This window comes from Enterococcus lemanii, from assembly GCF_016909125.1.
Classification (GTDB): Bacteria; Bacillota; Bacilli; order Lactobacillales; family Enterococcaceae; genus Enterococcus_I; species Enterococcus_I lemanii.
Genome location: NZ_JAFBFD010000040.1, coordinates 1 through 21,064, shown reverse-complemented (window position 1 = coordinate 21,064; position 21,064 = coordinate 1). Strand labels below are relative to the sequence as shown.

The window sequence follows — 21,064 nt, the reverse complement described above, 5'->3', positions numbered from 1 at the left end:
GTGAAAAACGCTGGATTAAAAAACAATGTTTAAAAAAGAGACAATCTACGATTAAGATAGATTGCCTCTTTTTTTATTAATTTTTCCGTTTCCACTCATCAAGTTGTGTCGCGCGAAAAGCCAAGGCTTGCTCGTACTTCCCGGTTTGCTTTGGTAAGTAATAACGCGCCTGTTTTAATTTATCGGGTAAATATTGTTGTTTTACCCAACCAAGTTCGCTTTGGTGGGGATATAAGTAGCCAATGCCACGATTTAACTGTTTCGCTCCTTGATAGTGGCTATCTCGTAAATGATTCGGCACGTCACCGGCTTTTCCTGCATGAATGTCAGCAAGCGCCAGATCGATTGCCGTAATGGCCGAATTTGATTTTGGACACAAGCATAAGTCTATCACCGCTTGTGCTAGCGGGATACGTGCTTCAGGGAAGCCAATTTTTTCGGCTGCCAATACGGCATTGACGGTGCGACTAGCGGCACTTGGATTAGCCAGTCCAATATCTTCATAGGCAATGACAAGCAGGCGTCGGCAAATAATGGCTAAGTCGCCTGCTTCAACTAGCCGTGCTAAATAATGTAACGCCGCATCCACATCGCTGCCTCGAATCGATTTTTGAAAGGCTGAAATAACATCGTAGTGCGCGTCACCATCTTTGTCGTGGGTGAGTGATTTTCGTTGTACACATTCTTCAATAATTGGTAGGGTTAAATGAATCACACCCCTCTCATTTTTTGGGGTTGACTTAGCAGCGAGTTCCAGACCATTTAATGCGCTACGTAAATCGCCATTGGTGGCGCGACTTAAGTGTAAAAGGGCTTCTTCATCTAACGTAACTGGCAAGTCGCCCAACCCAATAGTGGGCTCTGCCAGCGCTTTTTGGATGGCTTGTTGGATATCTGTTTCATTTAAAGGAAAGACTTCGAAAATTTGTGCTCGTGAGCGAATCGCTGGATTAATGGTAATATAAGGATTTTCAGTCGTCGCACCAATTAAGATAATTCGACCACTTTCAAGATGAGGCAACAAGAAGTCTTGTTTGGTTTTATCGAGTCGATGGACTTCATCGAGTAATAAAATCACCGTACCGCTCATCTTTGCTTCTTCGGCAACGACTTGTAAGTCTTTTTTGCTATCGGTTGCGGCGTTTAAAATGCGAAAAGCGTAGTGCGTTGAACCAGCAATCGCACTAGCTATACTTGTTTTACCAGTGCCAGGAGGACCATACAAAATCATCGAAGACAGCATTTTGGCATCGACCATTCGGCGAATAATTTTTCCTGGGCCGACGAGGTGTGCTTGTCCCACCACTTCTTCAATATTTTTGGGTCGCATGCGATAGGCAAGTGGTTTTTGCATGATATGCCACCTTCTTTCTTTGGTTTTCGTTTGTTTTATCATCAAGTATTTGTAAACAGCTTTAGTATATCATAAGGCAATCTTTTCGTGGCTTTTTCAAACGAAAGTGATTCTTTATGGCGCATTAACAAAGAATTGTGTATTATTAGCCATAGGTGATGAAAATGAATCCAGCCATAGAAGTTTTTCAAACAAAATCAACAGAAGAAATTGCGGCGTATTTGGTCGGCATGTATTTAGAATACGACACCCCATCTGGTAAATTAGGTGGGTATATTGTTGACTGTGAAGCGTATTTAGGCCCAGAAGATGAAGCCGCTCATAGCCACGGTATGAAAAAGACGCCTCGATTAAAAGCGATGTATGATCACCCGGGCACGATTTACTTATATACGATGCATACGCACTTAATTTTAAATCTCGTGACACAAGCCAAAGGGACCCCTCAAGGAGTGATGATTCGTGGCTTTGAACCGGTAGAAGGTTTAACACAAATGCAAGAAAATCGGCCGAAAAAAGGCAAGGATTTATCAAATGGCCCTGGGAAATTAGTCGCTGCTTTAGGGATTGATAAAGCTTTGTATGGCCAATCGATTTTTTCAAGTCCGTTGCATCTTGTACCTGAAAAAAGACAAATCCCTAAAAAAATTATCCGTTTGCCTCGAATTGGGATTCCTAATAAAGGAAAGTGGACGGAAATGCCCCTGCGTTTTATTGCAGCCGGCAATCCTTATGTAACGAATATACGCAAAAGCCAACTGGATGATCATCATGGTTGGCAATTAAATAAATAGCAATAGAAATGAGGAAAAAAACATGGCAAAAGAAACAATGCTGACTTTTTTAGACACACAATTAAACAAAAAAATGAATGATTATGAAGTCGCAATTGACTGGGATCCTAAAAACCATACGATTGAATTGGTTTTTTTACTATTTGCGCAAAATAAAGAACAATGGCAAATTGATGACGTCAGTGGGGTAAAGACTGAAGAAGAAGTCATCGAATTTGAAGACGGCATCTTACTTTATAACCCAGAAAAATCAAAATTTAACCAAGAAGATTATTTAGCTTGTCTGCCTTATGAAGGAAAAAAAGGGTTGCCGCAAAAAGACTTAGCGGGCTTAGTTGATTATTTAAAAGAAATTTTAGAACAAGGGACGAGTGATTTAATCGACTTTTTAAGTGATGAAACCCTTGAGATTTTCGAACTGACTTTTGACGAAGAAAAGTATCAAGATGCAACCAAAAAATACGCCAATGAAACAGCTTATATCCCATACCCAAGCTACTAAAAAGGAGAAAAAAACATGAAGTGGAATGAAGTAAAAATTGAGACGTCAAGCGAAGCCGTTGAAGCCATCGCCAATATTTTAATGGAAGCAGGTGCCAGTGGTGTTGCCATTGAAGACGCACTTGACGTTGAAAATTTCAAAAGTGATGCGTATGGTGAAATTTTAGATGCATCGACGTATACCACGCTTGAAGAAGGCGCGATGGTGATGGCTTATTTTCCTGAAACAATCTTTTTACCCGAAATTCTTCCTTTTATTCAAGATTCGGTCGCAAAATTGCCTGAATTTGGTTTAGCGATTGGTAAAAATGAACTAACGGTCAGTGAAGTGGTCGATGAAAATTGGGCGACTGCTTGGAAAAAGTATTACCACCCCGTCCGTGTGACCCGTTATTTAACGATTGTGCCTAGTTGGGAAAAATATGAAACAAGTGACCCAAATGAAAAAATCATCACACTGGATCCCGGGATGGCTTTTGGGACAGGGACGCATCCGACAACGAATTTAACTTTGCAAGCGTTAGAAGTTTGTTTGCGTGGCGGAGAAACGGTGCTCGATGTTGGGACGGGTTCTGGTGTTTTAAGTATTGCTAGTAAGTATTTAGGCGCAAATGAGGTTTATGCCTATGACTTAGATGAAGTGGCGGTGCGTGCAGCGAAAGAAAACATGGATTTAAATCCAATTGCTAAAGACGTGGTCGTCCAAGCCAATGATTTATTAAAAGAAGTTACGCTTGAAGCCGACATCATTGTTGCTAATATTTTAGCGGATATTATTTTATTAATGATTCCAGATGCTTGGCGTTTATTAAAACAAACGGGGAAATTGATTGTTTCTGGTATTATTGCTGACAAAAAACAAATGGTCATTGACGCAATGCAAGCGCAAGGGTTTGTGGTCGAAGAAATTTTACAGCAAAAAGATTGGTTCGCCATTGTATTAGGCAAACCCGAGGAAGAATAAGATGCAAAGATATTTTTTAGAAGAAGCTTATCAACCAAAAGAACGCTATGAAGTACAAGGCGAAGGTTACCACCACATGGTTCGTGTGATGCGGATGGTCAGTGGTCGTCAAGTGTATTTGGTTTTTACGAACCAAACGACCATTATTGCTGAGATTATAGAAATTAGTGAGCACAGTGTCTACTTAAAAGAAATCGGGAAAGAGCAACAAGCAAAAGAGTTACCGATTCAAGTGACGATTGCTTCAGGGTATCCAAAAGGCGATAAGATGGAATTTATTGCTCAAAAAGTAACGGAGCTTGGCGCCCATCAATTCGTCGGTTTTCCAGCGCAAGCATCGGTTGTCAAATGGGATGATAAAAAGTTGCAAAAAAAACAACAACGTCTGGAAAAAATAGCCCAAGAAGCAGCGGAACAATCCCATCGCCAAGTGACGCCAACGATTACTTTGTTTTCTTCAAGTCAAGCTTTTTACCAAACATTAACGCAGTATGACGCCATTTTAGTTGCTTATGAAGAATCGGCGAAGCAAGGAGAACAAAGTCAACTCGTTCAGACACTGAAGCGTTTGCCTTTAGGTGCGACCTTATTAGTTATTTTTGGTCCAGAAGGCGGTTTAAGCCAAAAAGAAGTGACGACTTTAGAAGCTGCCGGTGCGCGCCTTTGTGGTTTAGGCCCACGAATTTTACGGTGTGAAACAGCCCCACTTTATTTATTAAGTGCGGTTAGTTACCAATTTGAATTACAATAAAAACATTGTATAATTAAAAGAAAGACTCGTTTATTGACTTACTAAAAAAAGCCAATGACCGGGAAAAATGAGTATAAAGGAGGTTTTTTTATGGCGAAAGAAGTCGTATTAACTGGACCGAATGTGATCAAGCTCGTTTCTTTTTACATGAGTCCTGCTCACACAGAATTTGTAAAAAAAGCGTTGGATTATGCGACGAAAGCACACGAAGGGCAATTTCGTAAATCCGGTGAACCGTATATTATTCATCCGATTCAAGTTGCTGGTATTTTAGCAGAATTACATATGGATCCGCATACCATTGCGACAGGTTTTTTGCATGACGTTGTAGAAGATACGGACGTTACCTTAGCCGATTTAGAAGCAGAATTTGGCAAAGACGTAGCGATGTTAGTCGATGGTGTCACGAAGTTAGGCAAAATTCACTATAAATCACATGAAGAACAACTCGCCGAAAACCACCGAAAGATGTTAATGGCGATGGCACAAGACTTACGTGTAATTATGGTTAAGTTAGCCGACCGACTACATAATATGCGAACGTTAACGCATTTGCGTGAAGATAAACAGCGTCGAATTGCGCAGGAAACGATTGAAATCTATGCCCCGCTTGCGCACCGCTTAGGGATTAGCCGGATTAAATGGGAGTTAGAAGACCGCTCTTTGCGTTATTTAAATCCTAAGCAGTATTATCGAATTGTCCACTTGATGCAAAGTAAACGTGATGAACGTGAAACTTATATCGAAGAAACGGTAGAAGAAATTCGGATTGCTACGGAAGAATTGGATATTTATGCCGAAATCTACGGCCGACCGAAACATATTTATTCGATTTACCGTAAAATGGTGGATAAGAAAAAACAATTTGATGAAATTTATGATTTGTTAGCGATTCGAGTCATTGTGGATTCGATTAAAGATTGTTATGCGGTTTTAGGGACCATTCATACAAAGTGGAAACCAATGCCAGGACGTTTCAAAGACTACATTGCGATGCCAAAAGCGAACATGTATCAGTCTTTGCATACAACGGTCATTGGTCCAAAAGGCAACCCGATTGAAATTCAAATTCGAACGCATGAAATGCATGAAATTGCCGAATTTGGGGTCGCTGCACACTGGGCGTATAAAGAAGGCGTCACCGAAAAAGCCAAACCAGACAAAGTGGGTCAGCAAGTGAGCTGGTTCCAAGAATTACTTGAATTACAAGATGAAAGTTTTGATGCTTCTGAATTTATGGAAGGCGTCAAGGGGGATATCTTTAGCGATAAAGTTTATGTTTTTACTCCCAAAGGCGATGTGTCGGAGTTACCACAAGGCTCTGGTCCGCTTGATTTTGCTTATAACATTCATACGGATATCGGCAGCAAAACGGTTGGCGCCAAAATTAATGGTAAAATCGTTCAACTAGACTATAAACTCAAAAATGGTGATATCGTCGAGATTTTAACGTCACCCAATTCATTTGGTCCGAGTCGAGATTGGCTAAATTTAGTCGCTACTAGTAAAGCTAAAAACAAGATTCGTCGCTTCTTTAAAACCCAAGGCCGCGATGAAAATATTGAAAAAGGTCGCGATGCTGTTGTCAAAGTGTTATTAGAGATGAATTTAGCACCAAAAGAGATTTTAACGAAAAATCGTTTGCAAGAAGCCTTAACGCGTTATAATTATCATACCGATGAAGATTTATATGCTGCGATTGGTTACGGTGAAATTAGCGCAACAACGTTTGTGAATCGAGTGACCGAGCAAGAGCGAAAAGAAAAGTTACAAGAAAAAGAAAAACAAAAGTTACAAGAATTGATGAAGCCGGCAGCTGAAAAAAAATCAGATAAAATGAAAATCCGACATGAAGGCGGCGTGGTCATTCAAGGGGTTCAAAACTTAATGATTCGCATTAGCCGTTGTTGTAATCCCGTCCCAGGAGATCCGATTGTAGGCTACATTACAAAAGGTCGTGGGATATCGATTCACCGATCAGATTGTCCGAATATCGTCAACTCCCCAGAAAACCAAGCCCGTTTAATCGAAGTTGAATGGGAAGATGCAGGAAGTAGCCAAAAAGAATACGATACCGACTTAGCGATTCATGGATTTGATCGTTCTGGTTTATTAAATGATGTTTTACAAACGGTCAATTCACTAACGAAACGAATTTCAAGCGTAGAAGCCAAAGCTGACAAAGATAAAAATGCGACGATTCGTTTAACGGTTTCGATTCAAAATTTAGCACATTTACAACAAATAGTGACCCGCATCCAACAAATCCCAGATGTCTACAGCGTTGATCGGACGAAAGGATAGAAGAGAAAAGTGAAAGCAGTTATTCAAAGAGTTACAAGTGCCAGTGTTGCCGTTGAAAATCAAACCATTGGTGCCATTGGTCCCGGTTTACTCATTTTATTAGGCATTCATGAAGAGGACACCGAGGCAGAGGTCGATTACCTTGTCCGAAAAATTACCAAATTACGAATTTTTGAAGACGAGCAAGGAAAAATGAATTTAGATTTAGCTGCAATTGCTGGAGAAATCCTAAGCGTTTCGCAGTTTACCCTTTACGCAGATACGAAAAAAGGCAATCGTCCAAGTTATGCGAAGGCAGCCCGACCAGAAGTTGCCACGGATTTGTATGCGTTGTTTAACCAAAAATTACGTGAGGCAAACATAACTGTTGCGACAGGTGAATTTGGTGCGCATATGCAAATTGCTTTAGTGAATGATGGACCAGTTACGATTGTGATAGATACGCGAGAAAAGTAAAGAAAAGATTAAAAAAAAAGCAAATCTTACAACTTTGTTAGAAAAAGGTGAGATTTGTTTTTTTTTGAAAAAGACTGATAGAACAGGACAAATAGCTTTAAAAAATTAAACGTGTTATAAATGTACGTTAAAAAAATAAAAAGCTATTGAGCATCGGATTGAAGTGTGGAATAATCATTCATAACAACATATTTTTTCAGGAGGGAAGAAAATGAATTTTTGGCAAAGAGGGTTGAAAAGTGTGACACGTCGAAAAGGGCGCTCACTGATTTTATTTTTGGTTATTTTTATTTTAGGAAACGTGATTGCGGGTGCAGTCTCAATTGAGCAATCTACAAAAAATGTGGAAGAAGCAACGAAAAAGAAAATGGGGGCCGTTGCGACGGTTGAGATGGATTATGAACGACTCGATAAAGAGCAACAAAAAAATCCAGAGAAGTTTGAAAACGATGATTGGTATCAGCAACCAACGTTGAAAGAATATGAGGCGATTGGGAACTTGCCGTATGTAAAATACTATGATTATTCAATCTCGGGTTATTCTGGTTTAAATAAGATTAAATCTTATACACCAGACGATGGTGGTATCTCTTACGGCGGGAGCTATAAATACCAACAAACATGGAAAGGTGTTAACCGTAAAGAAATTGTTGATCTGGAAGAAGGGTTAATTAAACTTGTTGAAGGTGCGGTTTTTAGCGACAAAGATATTGAAGAAGGTAGTAGCAATATTTTAATTAGTAAAGAAGTCGCTGAATTAAATAACTTGTCGGTAGGAGACCAAGTTATTTTTGACGTTACGGGTGAATATTATTCAGATATGATGATGGAAGGCGAAACGACAACCGATGATGACGAGTCAAGTGAAGCGACGGGTCCAGAAGTGGTGACGTTTGATTTTCCAGCAACGGTCATTGGTATTTTCAGTGTTGTCAAAAAAGAAGCTTCAAAATCAACGGATCCAAACGATAATTCGAATAATGAATGGATGGCAACGGAACAAATTAATACGATTTATGCGCCAAATAAATTAGTAAAAGAATTAAATCGTCAAATGAATGAGAAAATCTGGAAGATACCAGAAGAAATCAGCGAAGATAACGATTATTACCAAGTAAGTTATGTTTTAAAATCAACCGATGATTTAGAAGCTTTTCGTGAAGAAGCCAATGCGTTAATTTCAAATGAATATTTCCAAATTCGAGCGTCAAGCGACCAATACGATCAAGTGGCTGGCGGGATGAAAAAGTTAGGTAAAATTTCAGGTTATGTTGTGTGGGCGGCGGTGATTGCCTCACTATTAATTATCTCTTTAATGGTCTTACTATTTTTACGTGACCGCAAACACGAACTAGGTATTTATTTAGCATTAGGTGAAAATCGCGGAAAAATTATTGGCCAAATCGTTGTCGAACTTCTTTTAACCAGTGCCCTAGCTTTAATTTTAGCTTTAATTACGGGGAATTTCTTAGCGAGCACGATGTCAAATTCATTGCTGCAAATGGATTGGTTTAGTAGCAATCAAGACATGTATTATTATAATACTGGTTTAATGAGCAGTAATTTAACTGCAGCAGATGTTCAAGAGGCTTATCAAGTCAGTTTTTCAGCGGGTTACATGATTAGTTTCTTACTAATTGGGATTGGCACGGTCTTGTTATCAGCAGCTTTACCACTACTTTATATTTTAAGATTAAATCCGAAGAAAATTATGATGTAAGGAGGGATTTTCATGACTTTATTAGAAACAAAAAATGTCGATTATTATTACCAAGACGGGGATCAGCGTCGTTTTATTTTGAAAGATGCTTCTGTTCAATTTGAAAAAGGCAAACTGTATGCCATCTTAGGCCAATCTGGCTCGGGGAAAACAACCTTTTTATCATTGATTAGCGCCTTAGATACGCCAAAAGCGGGAGAAATCTTATTAAATGGCAAAGATATTAAAGAAATTGGCTACGAAACGTTTCGTCGGAATAAAATTAGTATTATTTTTCAAAGTTATAACTTAGTGCCTTATTTAACCGCCGTAGAAAACGTGCTCGTTCCAATGTCAGTCACCGAAAACGAGATGCCAAAAAATCATCACGAAGTTGCGTATAATTTACTTGATTATATTGGCATTACCAAAGATAAAGCGAACCGTTTAGTGAACCAACTTTCAGGGGGAGAGCAACAACGGGTGGCGATTGCGCGGGCGCTAGCAACGAACGTCGATATCATTTTAGCAGATGAACCAACAGGAAACTTAGACGAAGAAATGGAACAAGAGATTGTTGATATCTTTAAAGAATTAGCACATAAGCACGACAAATGTGTCATCATGGTGACGCATTCCAATGAAATCGCGCAACAAGCCGATGAAGTCTTTTATTTACGAAAAGGTGTGTTGAAACCATATGAGTGATTTTTTATCAAATTTTACAAAAGATAACTACGATGGGAAAAAAAAGACGGAAACACCGGTTGATTCTGAGCAAGCAGCAGCTGAAGAGCTTTTGCCAAAAGAACCTGTGCCAAATACCATTTCTGAACCGCTTCGTGAGGAACCGGTGTTTACAAATGAAGCTCGTCAAACAACAGTAAGCGCAGAAGTCGAAAAAGAACCGATACCGGAAAAAACTTCTCGTCGTCAACAAAAAAATGTTTCGACCGTTAGTCGCTTTCAAAATGAAGAAACTGAATTTGATCCAACTTATAAGAAAAAGCAACAAAAAAAATATGCGCTTATTGGCTCAGGGAGTGTATTGGCCGTTCTTTTACTGAGCTTTTTGTATTATCAGTTGACCCATGTCAAAGTGCCTGATTTTGTGGAAAAAGAAATTTCAGCTGTTCGGACTTGGGGGAATGAAGAAGGCGTAAAAATCGAAGTCGAACAAACGTATAACTTTGATGTTCCTGTGAACCAAGTGATTGACCAAGGCGTGAAAGCCAATAAAAAAATTCGCAAAGGCAAAACGTTAACGATTAAAGGCAGTTTAGGCCCAAATCCAGAAGATAAACTAACGTTACCTGATTTTTCGAAAATGACGGTGACCGAAGCGAAAAAATGGATCGAAGAAAACAAGGCGGAAAATACAACCTTAATTGAAAACTATGATGAGACGGTTGCAAAAGGGAAATTTATTAAGCAAGAATTTGGAAACAAAGAATTAAAAGCCGAAGATTATCAGCGAAAAGATCGCTTAATGGTTTATTATTCAAAAGGTGTCGAAGTTTTTGAAAAAGATATTGAAGTGCCTGATTTTACAGGAAAAACACTCGCTGAAGTCGAAGAATGGGCGAAGAAAAATGGTGTAAAACTAAACGCAGTGAAAGACTTCTCTAATACAGTCGCTTTAAATCTGGTTATTTCACAAGAAACTGCTGCAAAAACTAAAATGGCTAAAAATGATACGTTCACCTTATCTGTTTCAAAAGGTAAAGCGTTGGAAGTGCCTGATTATAGTCAATATACAACAGAAGAAGCGAGTCAACTTCAAGGAAAAGTCCCAGCGGTCATCAAAAATATGTATTCGGATGTTGTTCCATTCGGGCAATTTATTAGTCAATCCGTCGCGGCTGGCGAACAATACGATGAAACCGACGACATCCCAACGGTCGTTGTCGTTTATTCACAAGGGAAACCTTATCTGAAAGACTTGCGTGGCAGTGTTTCAGAAGGCGATTTAGCCCAACTCTTTTTTGACGAGTACCAATCAAAAGGTGCCTATGTAAACTATTCGGTTTACTATGTTGATTCTTCTCAACCGAAAGGAACCGTTGTTGAAATGAGTACTTACGGGCAATTTATCGGAATGGAAGCGACCATTTGGATAGGAATTAGTTTAGGCAATTTAACGGAAACCGTTCCAGTCGTTCCTGAAGCGCCCGAAGTGCAAGAAGTGCCTGAAGCTTCCGTTATGACGACAACCAAACAAGTCGAAGAAAAAGAAGTCGTAGCAGAATAACAAAAATAACGAAACGAGAAAAAGACAACTTGTAGCTAGCGAGGTTGTCTTTTTTCGTGATTGTCACCTTCAAAAGGCGTATTACTTTTATTTTTAGGAGATTTTGTTACACTTTTATTGAGGTGAAAAAAATGCGCAATCAATGGTTAGACGAAGAGCTCAAAAAAATCGAAACAAGCGAAAATCAGTTTTTATTGTCAGAAGTTCGTAAATATATTGAACAACTTGAAGACGACAATGAAAGCCTTCAAATTGCACTAGAAGGCAGTATTTGGAGTCCCAATCGTTGGAATGAAGGAACAAAAAAATAACCAAATATTCCAGCTAGTCTCGAGGTGTTTTTTCGTGGTTAGCTGGGATTTTGTCTCAAACCTTACTTCTCCAAACTACGAATCATTGAGGGGGAGAGGCCAAAATGTTTTTTAAATGATTTGCTAAAATGATAGGCATCTTCGTATCCAACGGCTTTGGCGACTTCTTTGACGGTTAAATCTTCCTCTTTTTCAAGCAATTGTCGGGCTTTGGTTAAGCGAATTTGAATGAGGTAGTTAATCGGAGAGACGCCGGTAATGTCTTTAAAAATTTTAGATAAATACGTCGGACTCACATAATATAAAGTAGCTAACTGTTCAATTGAAATATCTTTGGCAAAATTGTTCTCCATATAAGTCATGATGAGTTGAACGACTTGATTCATTCGATCGTTTTGACTGGTATGTTCTTCTTCTGACAACTGCTCTTCTTTTTCTAAGCTTCGTAAAATGAAAAGCATCATTTCCATCACAAGTGCGCGACCCATTAGATTGAAATGGGTTTTTTGTTGATTAAATTCTTCTATTAACTGCCAAGCTTTATCAAAAATCTTAAACTGACTATCTTGCATTGACAACAGTGAACCATGTGTCGGGAAGAAGTTCTTTTCTAAACCGTAAAGTTGAAAGTTTTTAATCCCAATATGAAGTTGATGAGAATAAGTATTGATTAATTGCTTTTCCGCATGATCAACGCCCGGATTAAAAAGTAAAATATCACCACTGCGAACCGTTTTCCATTCTTCGTCGATTAAATATAAGGATTCGCCTTGTAAAATAATCGATATTTCAAAAAAATCATGATGGTGGATGGTGTTTTCATTGTTTGGCTGATTCCAAACATCAAAAGCATATAAAATTTCAGGGTTAAAGCATTGGAAATTCATTGGCAGCCTCCATTTATCTTGAAAATTCTTATCTTTCTATTATAACGCAAAAGTAGAAACAAACCAAAAAAACGGCCGAAAAAATGCATAGAAATTTCCATTGTCTATTATAAGATATTCCATTCTTTTTATTTGGCGAACCTGTAAGATAAGACTAGTAAAAAAGAAAGAGGTGTTTGGTTTGAATAATTTTCAATGGCTTTGGCAATATTTGAAAAATTATAAAGTTAAAATGATGATTGCCCTTGTTTTTGTTGTTGTCAATTCCTTGTTAATTGTAATTAACCCAATCTTAACGGGACAGTTGGTCGATAAAGTAATCGATGGGGGACAAGTGAATTTACTCGTACCATTTTTAGCAATTATGATTGGTGTTCAGTTTATTCGTACGGTGATTCGCTATACGTACCAAATTATGTTTGAGCGTGTTAGTCAAAACGTGTTATTTCGTTTGCGTCAAGACTTGTATAAAAAACTTCAAGAACTTGATTTTGATTTCTTCAACCATACGCGTGTTGGGGATATTATGGCACGCATGACGGGTGATACAGACGCTATTCGCCATTTTGTTTCATGGGTTAGCTACAATAGTATTGAGTCGATTTTATGGTTTGTGGCCGCGATTATTATGATGGGCTGGATTAATTTTCCGTTGATGCTCGCCTTAGTTGTGATTACACCATTGATTTATTTTTTAACGATGAAAATGTCAAAAGAAGCCCATCCAGTCTTCTTTGAAATTCGCGAAAGTTTTTCACGGCTGAACTCAATGGTTGAAGAAAACATTGGCGGAAACCGTGTAGTTAAAGCGTTTGCGCGTGAAGAATTTGAAATTGAAAAATTTAATGATTATAACGAAGATTACAAAAAAAGAAACATGGCATCCGCAGAAGTTTCTGCTAAATTCTTGCCGTGGCTCGATTTATTAGCAGGAAGTTTAACGATGACGACGCTATTAATTGGTGGTTGGTTGGTAATTAAAGGCCAAATGACGTTAGGTGATTTGATTACCTTTAATGGTTTTTTATGGATGTTAAATCAACCGATGCGTATGAGTGGCTGGCTCATTAATGACGTCCAACGTTTTAATGCTTCTTGTATTAAAATTCGTCAAATGATTCACACGAAAGCGACGATTCCAGTGGTCGATAATCAAGAAGAACTAAAAGTAAAAGGGTTCGTTGAATTTCAAGATGTTTCCTTCCATTTTTCTGATGATCCAGAGACGAATGTTTTAAGCGAGGTATCCTTTAAAGTCGCACCTGGCCAAACAATCGGAATTTTAGGTGAGACCGGTTCAGGTAAAACGACGCTAGTGAACTTAGTCGCTCGTTTTTACGATCCAACGCAAGGGAAGATTTTAATTGACGGAAAAAATGCCAAAGATTATCCTGTTCGACAGCTCCGTGAGAATATCTCAATGGTTATGCAAGATGTTTTCTTATTCTCCAATACGGTTGAAGACAACATCGCTTTTGGGAATCCTTATGTGGAGCCAGAGTACATTCAAAGAGTCGCTGAAATTGCCGATGCGCATAACTTTATTTCGAAAATGCCACAAGGGTATGACACGATTATTGGCGAACGTGGCGTGGGCTTGTCTGGTGGTCAAAAGCAACGGATTTCTTTAGCTCGTGCGTTAGCGAAAGACCCAAGTATTTTGATTTTAGATGATACTACGTCGGCGGTTGATATGGAAACCGAATCAAAAATTCAAAAAGAATTAACGAATTTAACGGGAGAAAAAACGACCTTTATTATCGCTCACCGTATTTCTTCTGTGCGTGACGCCAACTTGATTTTAATGATGGAAAAAGGGCATGTGGTGGAACAAGGGACGCATGAAGAATTGATTGCTAAAAAAGGTTTCTATTATGAAGTTTATCAAAAACAATTAGGTTTAACCAATGGGGAGGTGGGCTAGATGGCACGAAATAAATTTGACGTTGATGAGGAGTTAGAGCAGGAATTTAATTGGTCGCACTACAAACGTTTAGGTGGTTATGTTGGTCCATACAAACCAGCGATTTTGAAAGTTTTAGTCGTTATCATTTTGGCCAATATTGCGGGTATGTTTGGTCCTTATTTCATGAAAATTGCGATTGATGAAGTCATTCCACAAAAAAATATTCAATTACTGTTGATTATTAGTGGCTTGTTTTTCGTATCATTGCTTTTTATTGCTTGGTGTATGAAATATCGGATTGTTGCGATTACTGAAATTGGTCAAGACATTTTAAAAGATATGCGCTATTCAATTTTTGAACATTTGCAACGACTACCCTTTTCTTATTTTGATAATCGACCACACGGCAAGATTTTAATTCGGGTTGTCAACTACATTAACACGTTAAGTGACCTGTTAAGTAATGGTTTAATTAATTTGATTTCCGATGTTTTTAGTGTGGTGATCACCTTAGTCTTTATGTTCTTTATTGATGTAAAGTTAACGCTTTATAGTTTGATTTTACTCCCAATTTTGTTTGTGATGGTCATGTACATTAAAGACAAACAACGTAAAGCGTATCAACAATTAAGTAACAAACAATCGAACTTAAATGCTTATATTCACGAAAGTATTTCAGGAATTAAAATCACCCAATCTTTTGCACGTGAAGAAGAAAATGCGCAAATTTTTGATGAAGTCAGCAATGAATACCGCAATGCTTGGATGAAAGCCGTGAAAGTGCAATTTCTATTATGGCCTGGGGTACAAAATATTTCCGTTTTAACGACAAGTTTGATTTATTTTGTCGGTATTCGTCAAATTGGTGTGGATGTGTCAACGGGGACTTTAATTGCCTTTATTGGTTATATTAATAACTTTTGGAATCCAGTGATTAATATTGGGAATTTTTACAATTCCTTAATTACGGCAACGGCTTATTTAGAACGAATTTTTGAAACAATGGATGAAGTGCCTGATATTCAAGATGCTCCAACGGCGAAAGTTTTACCACCGATTCAAGGTCAAGTTGATTTTGAAAACGTTGTGTTTCGTTATGAACCAGGAAAAAATATTTTAGATGGTGTCAACTTTACGATTACACCAGGACAATCCATTGCACTAGTTGGACCAACAGGAGCGGGTAAAACGACCATCATTAACTTGTTAAGTCGTTTTTATGATGTCAATGAAGGCAGTGTTAAAGTGGATGGGCATGATGTCCGTGACGTCACACTTGCTTCTTTAAGAACGCAAATGGGAGTCATGTTGCAAGATACTTTTGTCTTTTCCGGTACGATTTTAGACAATATTCGTTATGGAAAATTAGAGGCAACCGAAGAAGAGATCATTGCCGCTGCCAAAGTGGTGCGTGCGCATGATTTCATTAAAGATTTAAAAGATGGCTATCAAACAGTGGTCGAAGAACGAGGCAGTACTTTGTCGGCCGGGCAACGTCAGTTAATCTCTTTTGCGCGGGCGTTGCTTGCAGATCCTAAGATTTTAATTTTAGATGAAGCAACGTCAAGTATCGATACGAAAACCGAAGAGCTCTTACAAGAAGGCTTGCAACAGCTCTTAAAAGGTCGCACCTCCTTTATCATTGCCCACCGCTTATCAACGATTAAAAATAGCTCGCAAATCTTCTACGTATCTGGCGGTAAAATTGCCGAAGCCGGTACCCATGAAGAATTAATGGCCCAAAAAGGGTTGTACCATCACCTGTATCAATCACAATATGATTTGATTCGTGCGAGCTAATCAAATCTTGCTCAAAAGTCAGATCCCCCTCTGACTTTTGAGCTTTTTTGGGTTATAATGGACGAGTATAAAAACGTGTAGAGGGGTCGATTTTTGGTGAGTGATTTACAAGCGTTACAAAATGGATCAGACATTCGTGGTATTGCCATTGCAACAGAGGAGTATGAGGCGAATTTAACACCCGCCGCCGTTTACCAGGTCGCATCTGGTATTTTGCATTGGTTGAAACAAAAAGCAGCGACACCAGCGAAAAGATGGGTAATCGGCATTGGTCAAGATTCTCGTTTGAGCGGCGATGCTTTAAAACAAAGCATGATCGATTCGTTTCTCAAACAGGGGGCGGATGTGATTGATTTTGGTCTAGCCACTACGCCAGCTATGTTTATGAGTACGCAATTTCCACAATTTGCTTGTGATGCGGGCATTATGCTAACGGCCAGCCATTTGCCGTATTACTTTAATGGGGTGAAAATCTTTAGTCAAAGTGGTGGTGCCGAAAAAGAAGATATCCAAGCCATTTTAGCCAATCCAACGATGCTTGCAAGCGAGGTGACAGGTACTTTGACACAGGCTGATTTAATTACGCCTTACGCCCAAGATTTAGTCGAAAAAATTCGCCGTGGCATTCAAGGACAACCAGAAAAACCATTAACGGGTTTAAAAATTATTGTAGATGCCGGCAACGGTGTAGGTGGTTATTTTGCAGAAAAAGTGTTACAACCACTTGGTGCGGATACAACCGGCTCCCAATTTTTAGAACCAGATGGTCATTTTCCCAATCATATTCCAAATCCCGACAACCAAGAAGCAATGGCGAGCATTCAAGCCGCTGTTTTAGCGACGGGGGCTGATTTAGGTGTGATTTTTGACACGGATGTCGATCGTTCAGCGGTGGTGACGAAATCCGGTGAAGTGTTAAATCGGAACAATTTAATTGCGGTATTGAGCCATATTGTTTTAAGCGAACATCCGGGCTCTAGTATTGTGACGAATTCACCAACAACTGACCATCTAAAAGAATTCATCGAAGCACTCGGGGGCAAACAAGTCCGGTATATTTCTGGTTACCGTAACGTCATTAATAAGGGGATTGCGTTAAATGAAGCAGGGATTGATTGCCAACTAGCGATTGAAACAAGTGGGCATGCGGCCTTTAAAGAAAACTATTTCCTAGATGACGGGGCTTATGTGATTGCGAAAATCTTAATGCTCTTGCCGCAACTAGAAAAAAATAATCAAACACTGGAAGAAATGATTGCGACGTTAAAAAAACCCGTTGAAACGCAAGAAGTTCGTTTCAAGTTAGAACAAACCGATTATCGTACGCTTGGTGAACAAGTGATTGCCGATTTGGCTGAAATTCAAGTTGCGGGCTGGCAAGTTGACCCAGAAAACGAAGAAGGCATCCGTTTTAAATTAAGTGATGGATTTGGTTCAGGCTGGTTCTTATTACGCATGAGCTTGCATGAACCGCTACTTGTTTTACAAGTTGAAAATGACCAAAACGGTATCATTCCCCTCGTTTTACAAGAGATGCATCAATTTTTAAACGCTTATGAAAAAGTCAATCAAGAGAAGTTGGTTGCCTTGTTAAATTAAACAACGACGAAGGAACCCACTTTAAAAGCGCATTTAACGGCACTTTTAAGGTGGGTTATACTCATGTAGTTATTTGCTGGGTTGTTTAGAAAAAATAGCAGCCATTTGAAAAGAAGGCGATTTTTTCCAGTATTCAAAAATAAAAAAGATGACCAGGGAGAAAGTGACGCCAAGTAAAAATTTCAATTGGCCAAACTGTGCGGCTGAAAGCGTAGTTGAGTGCTTCCAAAGTAAGTTTAATAACTCAATGGGTAGCAAGTGGAAAAAATAGATTTTCTGACTTAGCAGCCGTAGTCCCAACGTTTTGGGTGTAGAAAATTCCAAAGATAGCAACCAGTAAAATAGGCAATAACTCAATGGAATGAGTGCAAAAATAAAATTTTTATCTAGTCCAGGTTGAGCATAAATAAAATGAGCTTCTATTGCAAACAAGAAGAACGAGCCAAACAATAATTTTTTTAAATGACGTGAGAAAAAGGTTTCTTTCTTTAAAGTATCGGCTAAATAAAAACCAACGATGACAAAAATCAAGCCAAAGAACAGCCCGTTTTTCGTCGTAATAAATAAATTGAAAAAACGTTGATAACTATTTTCTAAAAAGCTCCCTTTTAAATAAGCAAAATATGTTTCACCCGCTCCAAGCAAGTATAAAAAAAAGCTTATGAGAAAGGCCCAAAAATAGCCGATGGTTTGAATTAGTTTGGTCGCTAAATACAAAGCAAGTAAAAGTGCGGGGAAAAACCATAAATGATACATCGTCCCCGCATAAAGGAAGCCAACTGTGAAAAAAATAGGAAGATGCAACAATTTGAAATCAATTTGTTGCGAAAAATACCAGATTCCTAAGGGCAAATAAAAAAGACTAATCCAAAAGTATTGTTTTAAAAATCGTTTTAACCAAGACCGGTATAAATAAAAAGAACGTTGATATTTTTGACGAAAGAAAAAAGCGCTACTTATGAAAAACAAAGGAACAGCAATTCGACAAATGACACTTTTAATTAAAAAATGGTAGATTGGCTGTTCAACGACGGTCCCTACATGGATTAAGACGACTGCCAGTGAACAAAGCAATTGCATACAATCAATGGCCGAGTAGCGATTCGATTGCTCAAGTTGAGAAGAAATTTTATTCAATGTGCTCTCCTTTAAAACGAACTTATCTGGGACTATCATACTTGAAAAGCGCGTTGTCGACTAGAGCAGAATCAAAAAATCAATCAAAAGTCTGAGATTATTGAGTGAAGCCGTGAAAAATTGCATTTTCTTTAGTTTTTAATGGAGAATTGACAGAAAATTTGATAAAGTTAGGAAGGTTTAAAATAGGGAATGAAAAATAGAATAAAAAGATGAAAAAATAAAAGAAAAGAGGATATGGATGAACGTATTTCGTAAAAAAACACTGCGGCCAGCAACGCAGGGGTTTATGAAAAAGAATTTAAAATTAAAAGATTTGATTATGTTAGGCATCGGTGCGGTGATTGGAACAGGGGTTTTTGTTGTAACCGGTACCGCAGCAGCAAACTATGCTGGTCCTGCTGCGACCCTTTCGTTTGTTGTCGCAGCATTTGTCGTCATTTTAAGTGGTTTTTCATTTGCTGAATTTGCTTCTCGGGTGCCGGTTACAGGCGGACCATACAGTTATTTATATGTCGTATTTGGTGAACTGATCGGATGGTTAGCGGGTTGGTTCTTAATTTGCGAATATTTACTGGCGGTTTCATCGGTTGCTTCAGGTTGGTCTTCTTATGTCCAAGGTTTTTTAGCAAGCATGGGCGTGCAGTTACCAACCGCTTTGACAGCAGGGTACAACGCCAAAGCTGGGACTTATGTTGATTTAATCGCGGCTTTGGTTGTTATTTTTATCACATTTTGGGTTAGTCAAGAAGCAAAAAAAGCATTACGCTTAAACAATGCAATGGTTTGGGTTAAATTTGGGATTATTGCTTTATTTATTGTGGTTGGTGTCTTTTTTGTGGAACCTAGTAATTGGAAGCCATACTTACCATACGGGCTTTCAGGTGTTTTTGATGGTGCGGCATTAGTTTTCTTTGCTTTCTTAGGTTTTGATGCGATTGCCATGGCGGCCGAAGAAGTCAAAGACCCACAAAAAGATATTCCAAGGGGAATTATCGGTTCAATTATTATCGCAACGGTTCTTTATGTGATTGTGACGTTCATTTTAACAGGGATTGTTCCTTACACCGAGCTTGGCGTGGGTGACCCCGTAGCTTTTGCGATGCGTTACGTCAATTTAGGCATGGTTGGCTCAATTCTTTCAGTCGGTGCGATTTTAACGTTATTAACAGTAACCATCTCGATGTTGTATTCATTGGTTCGCTTAGTCTATGCGATTAGCCAAGACGGTTTGTTACCCGCTTTTTTACAAAAAATTGATAAGAAACACCGGACACCGGTACGAGCAACGTTTGTTACAGGAGCCATTGCGTTGTTCTTTGCGGCCGCTTTTCCACTGGATCTTTTAGCGGAACTAACGAATATTACGGCTTTAGCATGTTTAATCTTAATGTCACTCGGAATTATTCGTTTACGTAAAATGATGGGAGAACCGAAAAAAGGTGAATATAAAGTGCCTTTTGTGCCAGTCTTGCCGTGGTTAAGTGCCCTAGCCTGTGCCTTTTTGATGACACGATTACAAACAGCTACTTGGATTGTATTTGCCATTACGGTGGCGATTGGTTTAATCATTTATTTCTTCTACGGGTATAAAAATAGTCATTTAAATGAAAATAAATAATGTCTACTGAATAATTGCAAAATATTCATAGCGTGCCAAATTTAGTTTGTAAGCACCGCTCACCTACGAGAATTCATTGGCTTAGGTGGCCGTGAGACCGCTTCGAGCCTGTAGTCTCTCAGCTTTCGAGCTTCAAACGGAGAGCTAGTTGCTAAAGCACCAAGCTTCCGTAATTCACATCGAATCTTTTGACACGGCTTCGGCGCCAATGATTCTCTTCGGTTCGCTAATCTGGATGGACCTAGCAATAGATGCATAAAAAATTTTTTTTATAAAAGAATATGAAATAATTTATTTTAAAAAATAATGAATCACGAGTATCAATTAACAAATCGGGTGATTTCGGCAAATGAAAGATTTTCTTGAATTTGCATAACGGTTTCTTTATCACTAAAGCCATATTCATTTTGAATTAGTACGGCGCCTAAAGCTATTCGTAAAAGTTGCACAACATTACCTTTTTTATTTAGCATATTTCTTTTTTAGCTTTTCTCAAGAAATACAAGCCGTTTTTTTAATCCAATGATTCCTAGGGTTTATTTTTTAAACTAACAGATTGATCAAAATCTGCAAAAGTAAGTTGCGTGTAAAATTGTGGTTTATAAAAAACAAACAACCTCCCAACAAAGTAATGATGGGTCTATAATATTTGGTGTTGTTACTAAGAAATTGGTAAGAACACCCTTTTTCTTTCTATAACAAAAAAGCATCTGTTTCCCTTATAATTAA

At 38.5% G+C, this 21,064-nt stretch carries 18 protein-coding genes; 14 read left to right on the top strand and 4 right to left on the bottom strand.

What is annotated here, in order from left to right:
• Nucleotides 1-76 precede the first annotated feature (76 nt).
• Nucleotides 77-1,354, bottom strand: coding sequence for a replication-associated recombination protein A (locus JOD14_RS10910; RefSeq protein ID WP_204654827.1), 1,278 nt, complete (start codon nucleotides 1,352-1,354; stop codon nucleotides 77-79).
• A 164-nt stretch (nucleotides 1,355-1,518) separates the two neighbouring features.
• Here JOD14_RS10910 and JOD14_RS10905 point away from each other — a divergent pair, with 164 nt between their 5' ends.
• The 10 genes from JOD14_RS10905 (at nucleotide 1,519) to JOD14_RS10860 (ending at nucleotide 11,385) form a co-directional block, all read left to right on the top strand.
• Nucleotides 1,519-2,148, top strand: a complete 630-nt coding sequence (locus tag JOD14_RS10905; RefSeq protein ID WP_204654826.1) for a DNA-3-methyladenine glycosylase — start codon at nucleotides 1,519-1,521, stop codon at nucleotides 2,146-2,148.
• Between the two features lie 22 nt (nucleotides 2,149-2,170).
• Nucleotides 2,171-2,650 carry a DUF3013 family protein gene (locus JOD14_RS10900; protein WP_204654825.1) on the top strand — a complete coding sequence of 160 codons (480 nt, stop codon included), beginning with the start codon at nucleotides 2,171-2,173 and terminating at the stop codon, nucleotides 2,648-2,650.
• Nucleotides 2,651-2,665: 15 nt separating this feature from the next.
• Nucleotides 2,666-3,613, top strand: coding sequence for a 50S ribosomal protein L11 methyltransferase (gene prmA, locus JOD14_RS10895; protein ID WP_204654824.1), 948 nt, complete (start codon nucleotides 2,666-2,668; stop codon nucleotides 3,611-3,613).
• A 1-nt stretch (nucleotide 3,614) separates the two neighbouring features.
• Complete coding sequence (locus JOD14_RS10890) at nucleotides 3,615-4,364, top strand: 16S rRNA (uracil(1498)-N(3))-methyltransferase (RefSeq protein ID WP_204654823.1); 750 nt, start codon at nucleotides 3,615-3,617, stop codon at nucleotides 4,362-4,364.
• A gap of 90 nt (nucleotides 4,365-4,454) precedes the next feature.
• Complete coding sequence (locus JOD14_RS10885) at nucleotides 4,455-6,668, top strand: RelA/SpoT family protein (protein WP_204654822.1); 2,214 nt, start codon at nucleotides 4,455-4,457, stop codon at nucleotides 6,666-6,668.
• 9 nt (nucleotides 6,669-6,677) lie between these two features.
• Nucleotides 6,678-7,124 (top strand): D-aminoacyl-tRNA deacylase, encoded by a 447-nt coding sequence (dtd, locus tag JOD14_RS10880; RefSeq protein ID WP_204654821.1) that lies wholly within the window; start codon nucleotides 6,678-6,680, stop codon nucleotides 7,122-7,124.
• Nucleotides 7,125-7,335: 211 nt separating this feature from the next.
• Entirely contained in the window at nucleotides 7,336-8,844 is a 1,509-nt protein-coding gene (locus JOD14_RS10875; RefSeq protein ID WP_204654820.1) for an ABC transporter permease, read from the top strand.
• A gap of 12 nt (nucleotides 8,845-8,856) precedes the next feature.
• Nucleotides 8,857-9,531: an ABC transporter ATP-binding protein gene (locus JOD14_RS10870; RefSeq protein WP_204654819.1), complete on the top strand. Its 675-nt coding sequence runs from the start codon at nucleotides 8,857-8,859 to the stop codon at nucleotides 9,529-9,531.
• Nucleotides 9,524-11,074, top strand: coding sequence for a PASTA domain-containing protein (locus JOD14_RS10865; RefSeq protein WP_204654818.1), 1,551 nt, complete (start codon nucleotides 9,524-9,526; stop codon nucleotides 11,072-11,074). The genes JOD14_RS10870 and JOD14_RS10865 overlap by 8 nt, the downstream gene beginning before the upstream one ends.
• A 131-nt stretch (nucleotides 11,075-11,205) precedes the next feature.
• Complete coding sequence (locus JOD14_RS10860) at nucleotides 11,206-11,385, top strand: hypothetical protein (RefSeq protein WP_204654817.1); 180 nt, start codon at nucleotides 11,206-11,208, stop codon at nucleotides 11,383-11,385.
• Nucleotides 11,386-11,447: 62 nt separating this feature from the next.
• Here JOD14_RS10860 and JOD14_RS10855 read toward each other — a convergent pair whose 3' ends face one another.
• A complete protein-coding gene (locus tag JOD14_RS10855; RefSeq protein ID WP_204654816.1) occupies nucleotides 11,448-12,272 on the bottom strand; it encodes an AraC family transcriptional regulator in 825 nt (274 codons plus the stop codon).
• 181 nt (nucleotides 12,273-12,453) lie between these two features.
• Between JOD14_RS10855 and JOD14_RS10850 the strand changes: the two genes are divergently transcribed.
• The 3 genes from JOD14_RS10850 to JOD14_RS10840 all read left to right on the top strand — a co-directional run bounded on the left by JOD14_RS10850 (nucleotide 12,454) and on the right by JOD14_RS10840 (nucleotide 17,577).
• Nucleotides 12,454-14,196 carry an ABC transporter ATP-binding protein gene (locus tag JOD14_RS10850; protein ID WP_204654815.1) on the top strand — a complete coding sequence of 581 codons (1,743 nt, stop codon included), beginning with the start codon at nucleotides 12,454-12,456 and terminating at the stop codon, nucleotides 14,194-14,196.
• Nucleotides 14,197-15,978 carry an ABC transporter ATP-binding protein gene (locus JOD14_RS10845; RefSeq protein ID WP_204654814.1) on the top strand — a complete coding sequence of 594 codons (1,782 nt, stop codon included), beginning with the start codon at nucleotides 14,197-14,199 and terminating at the stop codon, nucleotides 15,976-15,978.
• 96 nt (nucleotides 15,979-16,074) lie between these two features.
• Nucleotides 16,075-17,577, top strand: coding sequence for a phosphohexomutase domain-containing protein (locus JOD14_RS10840; RefSeq protein ID WP_204654813.1), 1,503 nt, complete (start codon nucleotides 16,075-16,077; stop codon nucleotides 17,575-17,577).
• Nucleotides 17,578-17,646: 69 nt separating this feature from the next.
• On the opposite strand, the gene JOD14_RS10835 is transcribed toward JOD14_RS10840, so the two are convergent.
• Entirely contained in the window at nucleotides 17,647-18,714 is a 1,068-nt protein-coding gene (locus JOD14_RS10835) for an acyltransferase family protein (protein WP_204654812.1), read from the bottom strand.
• A gap of 241 nt (nucleotides 18,715-18,955) precedes the next feature.
• On the opposite strand from JOD14_RS10835, the gene JOD14_RS10830 reads away from it, so the two are divergent.
• The gene (locus JOD14_RS10830; RefSeq protein ID WP_204654811.1) at nucleotides 18,956-20,335 is read left to right on the top strand and encodes an APC family permease; all 1,380 of its coding nucleotides are present in this window, start codon (nucleotides 18,956-18,958) and stop codon (nucleotides 20,333-20,335) included.
• Between the two features lie 320 nt (nucleotides 20,336-20,655).
• Here JOD14_RS10830 and JOD14_RS13435 read toward each other — a convergent pair whose 3' ends face one another.
• Nucleotides 20,656-20,784, bottom strand: coding sequence for a transposase (locus JOD14_RS13435; RefSeq protein ID WP_275581413.1), 129 nt, complete (start codon nucleotides 20,782-20,784; stop codon nucleotides 20,656-20,658).
• Nucleotides 20,785-21,064: the final 280 nt, after the last annotated feature.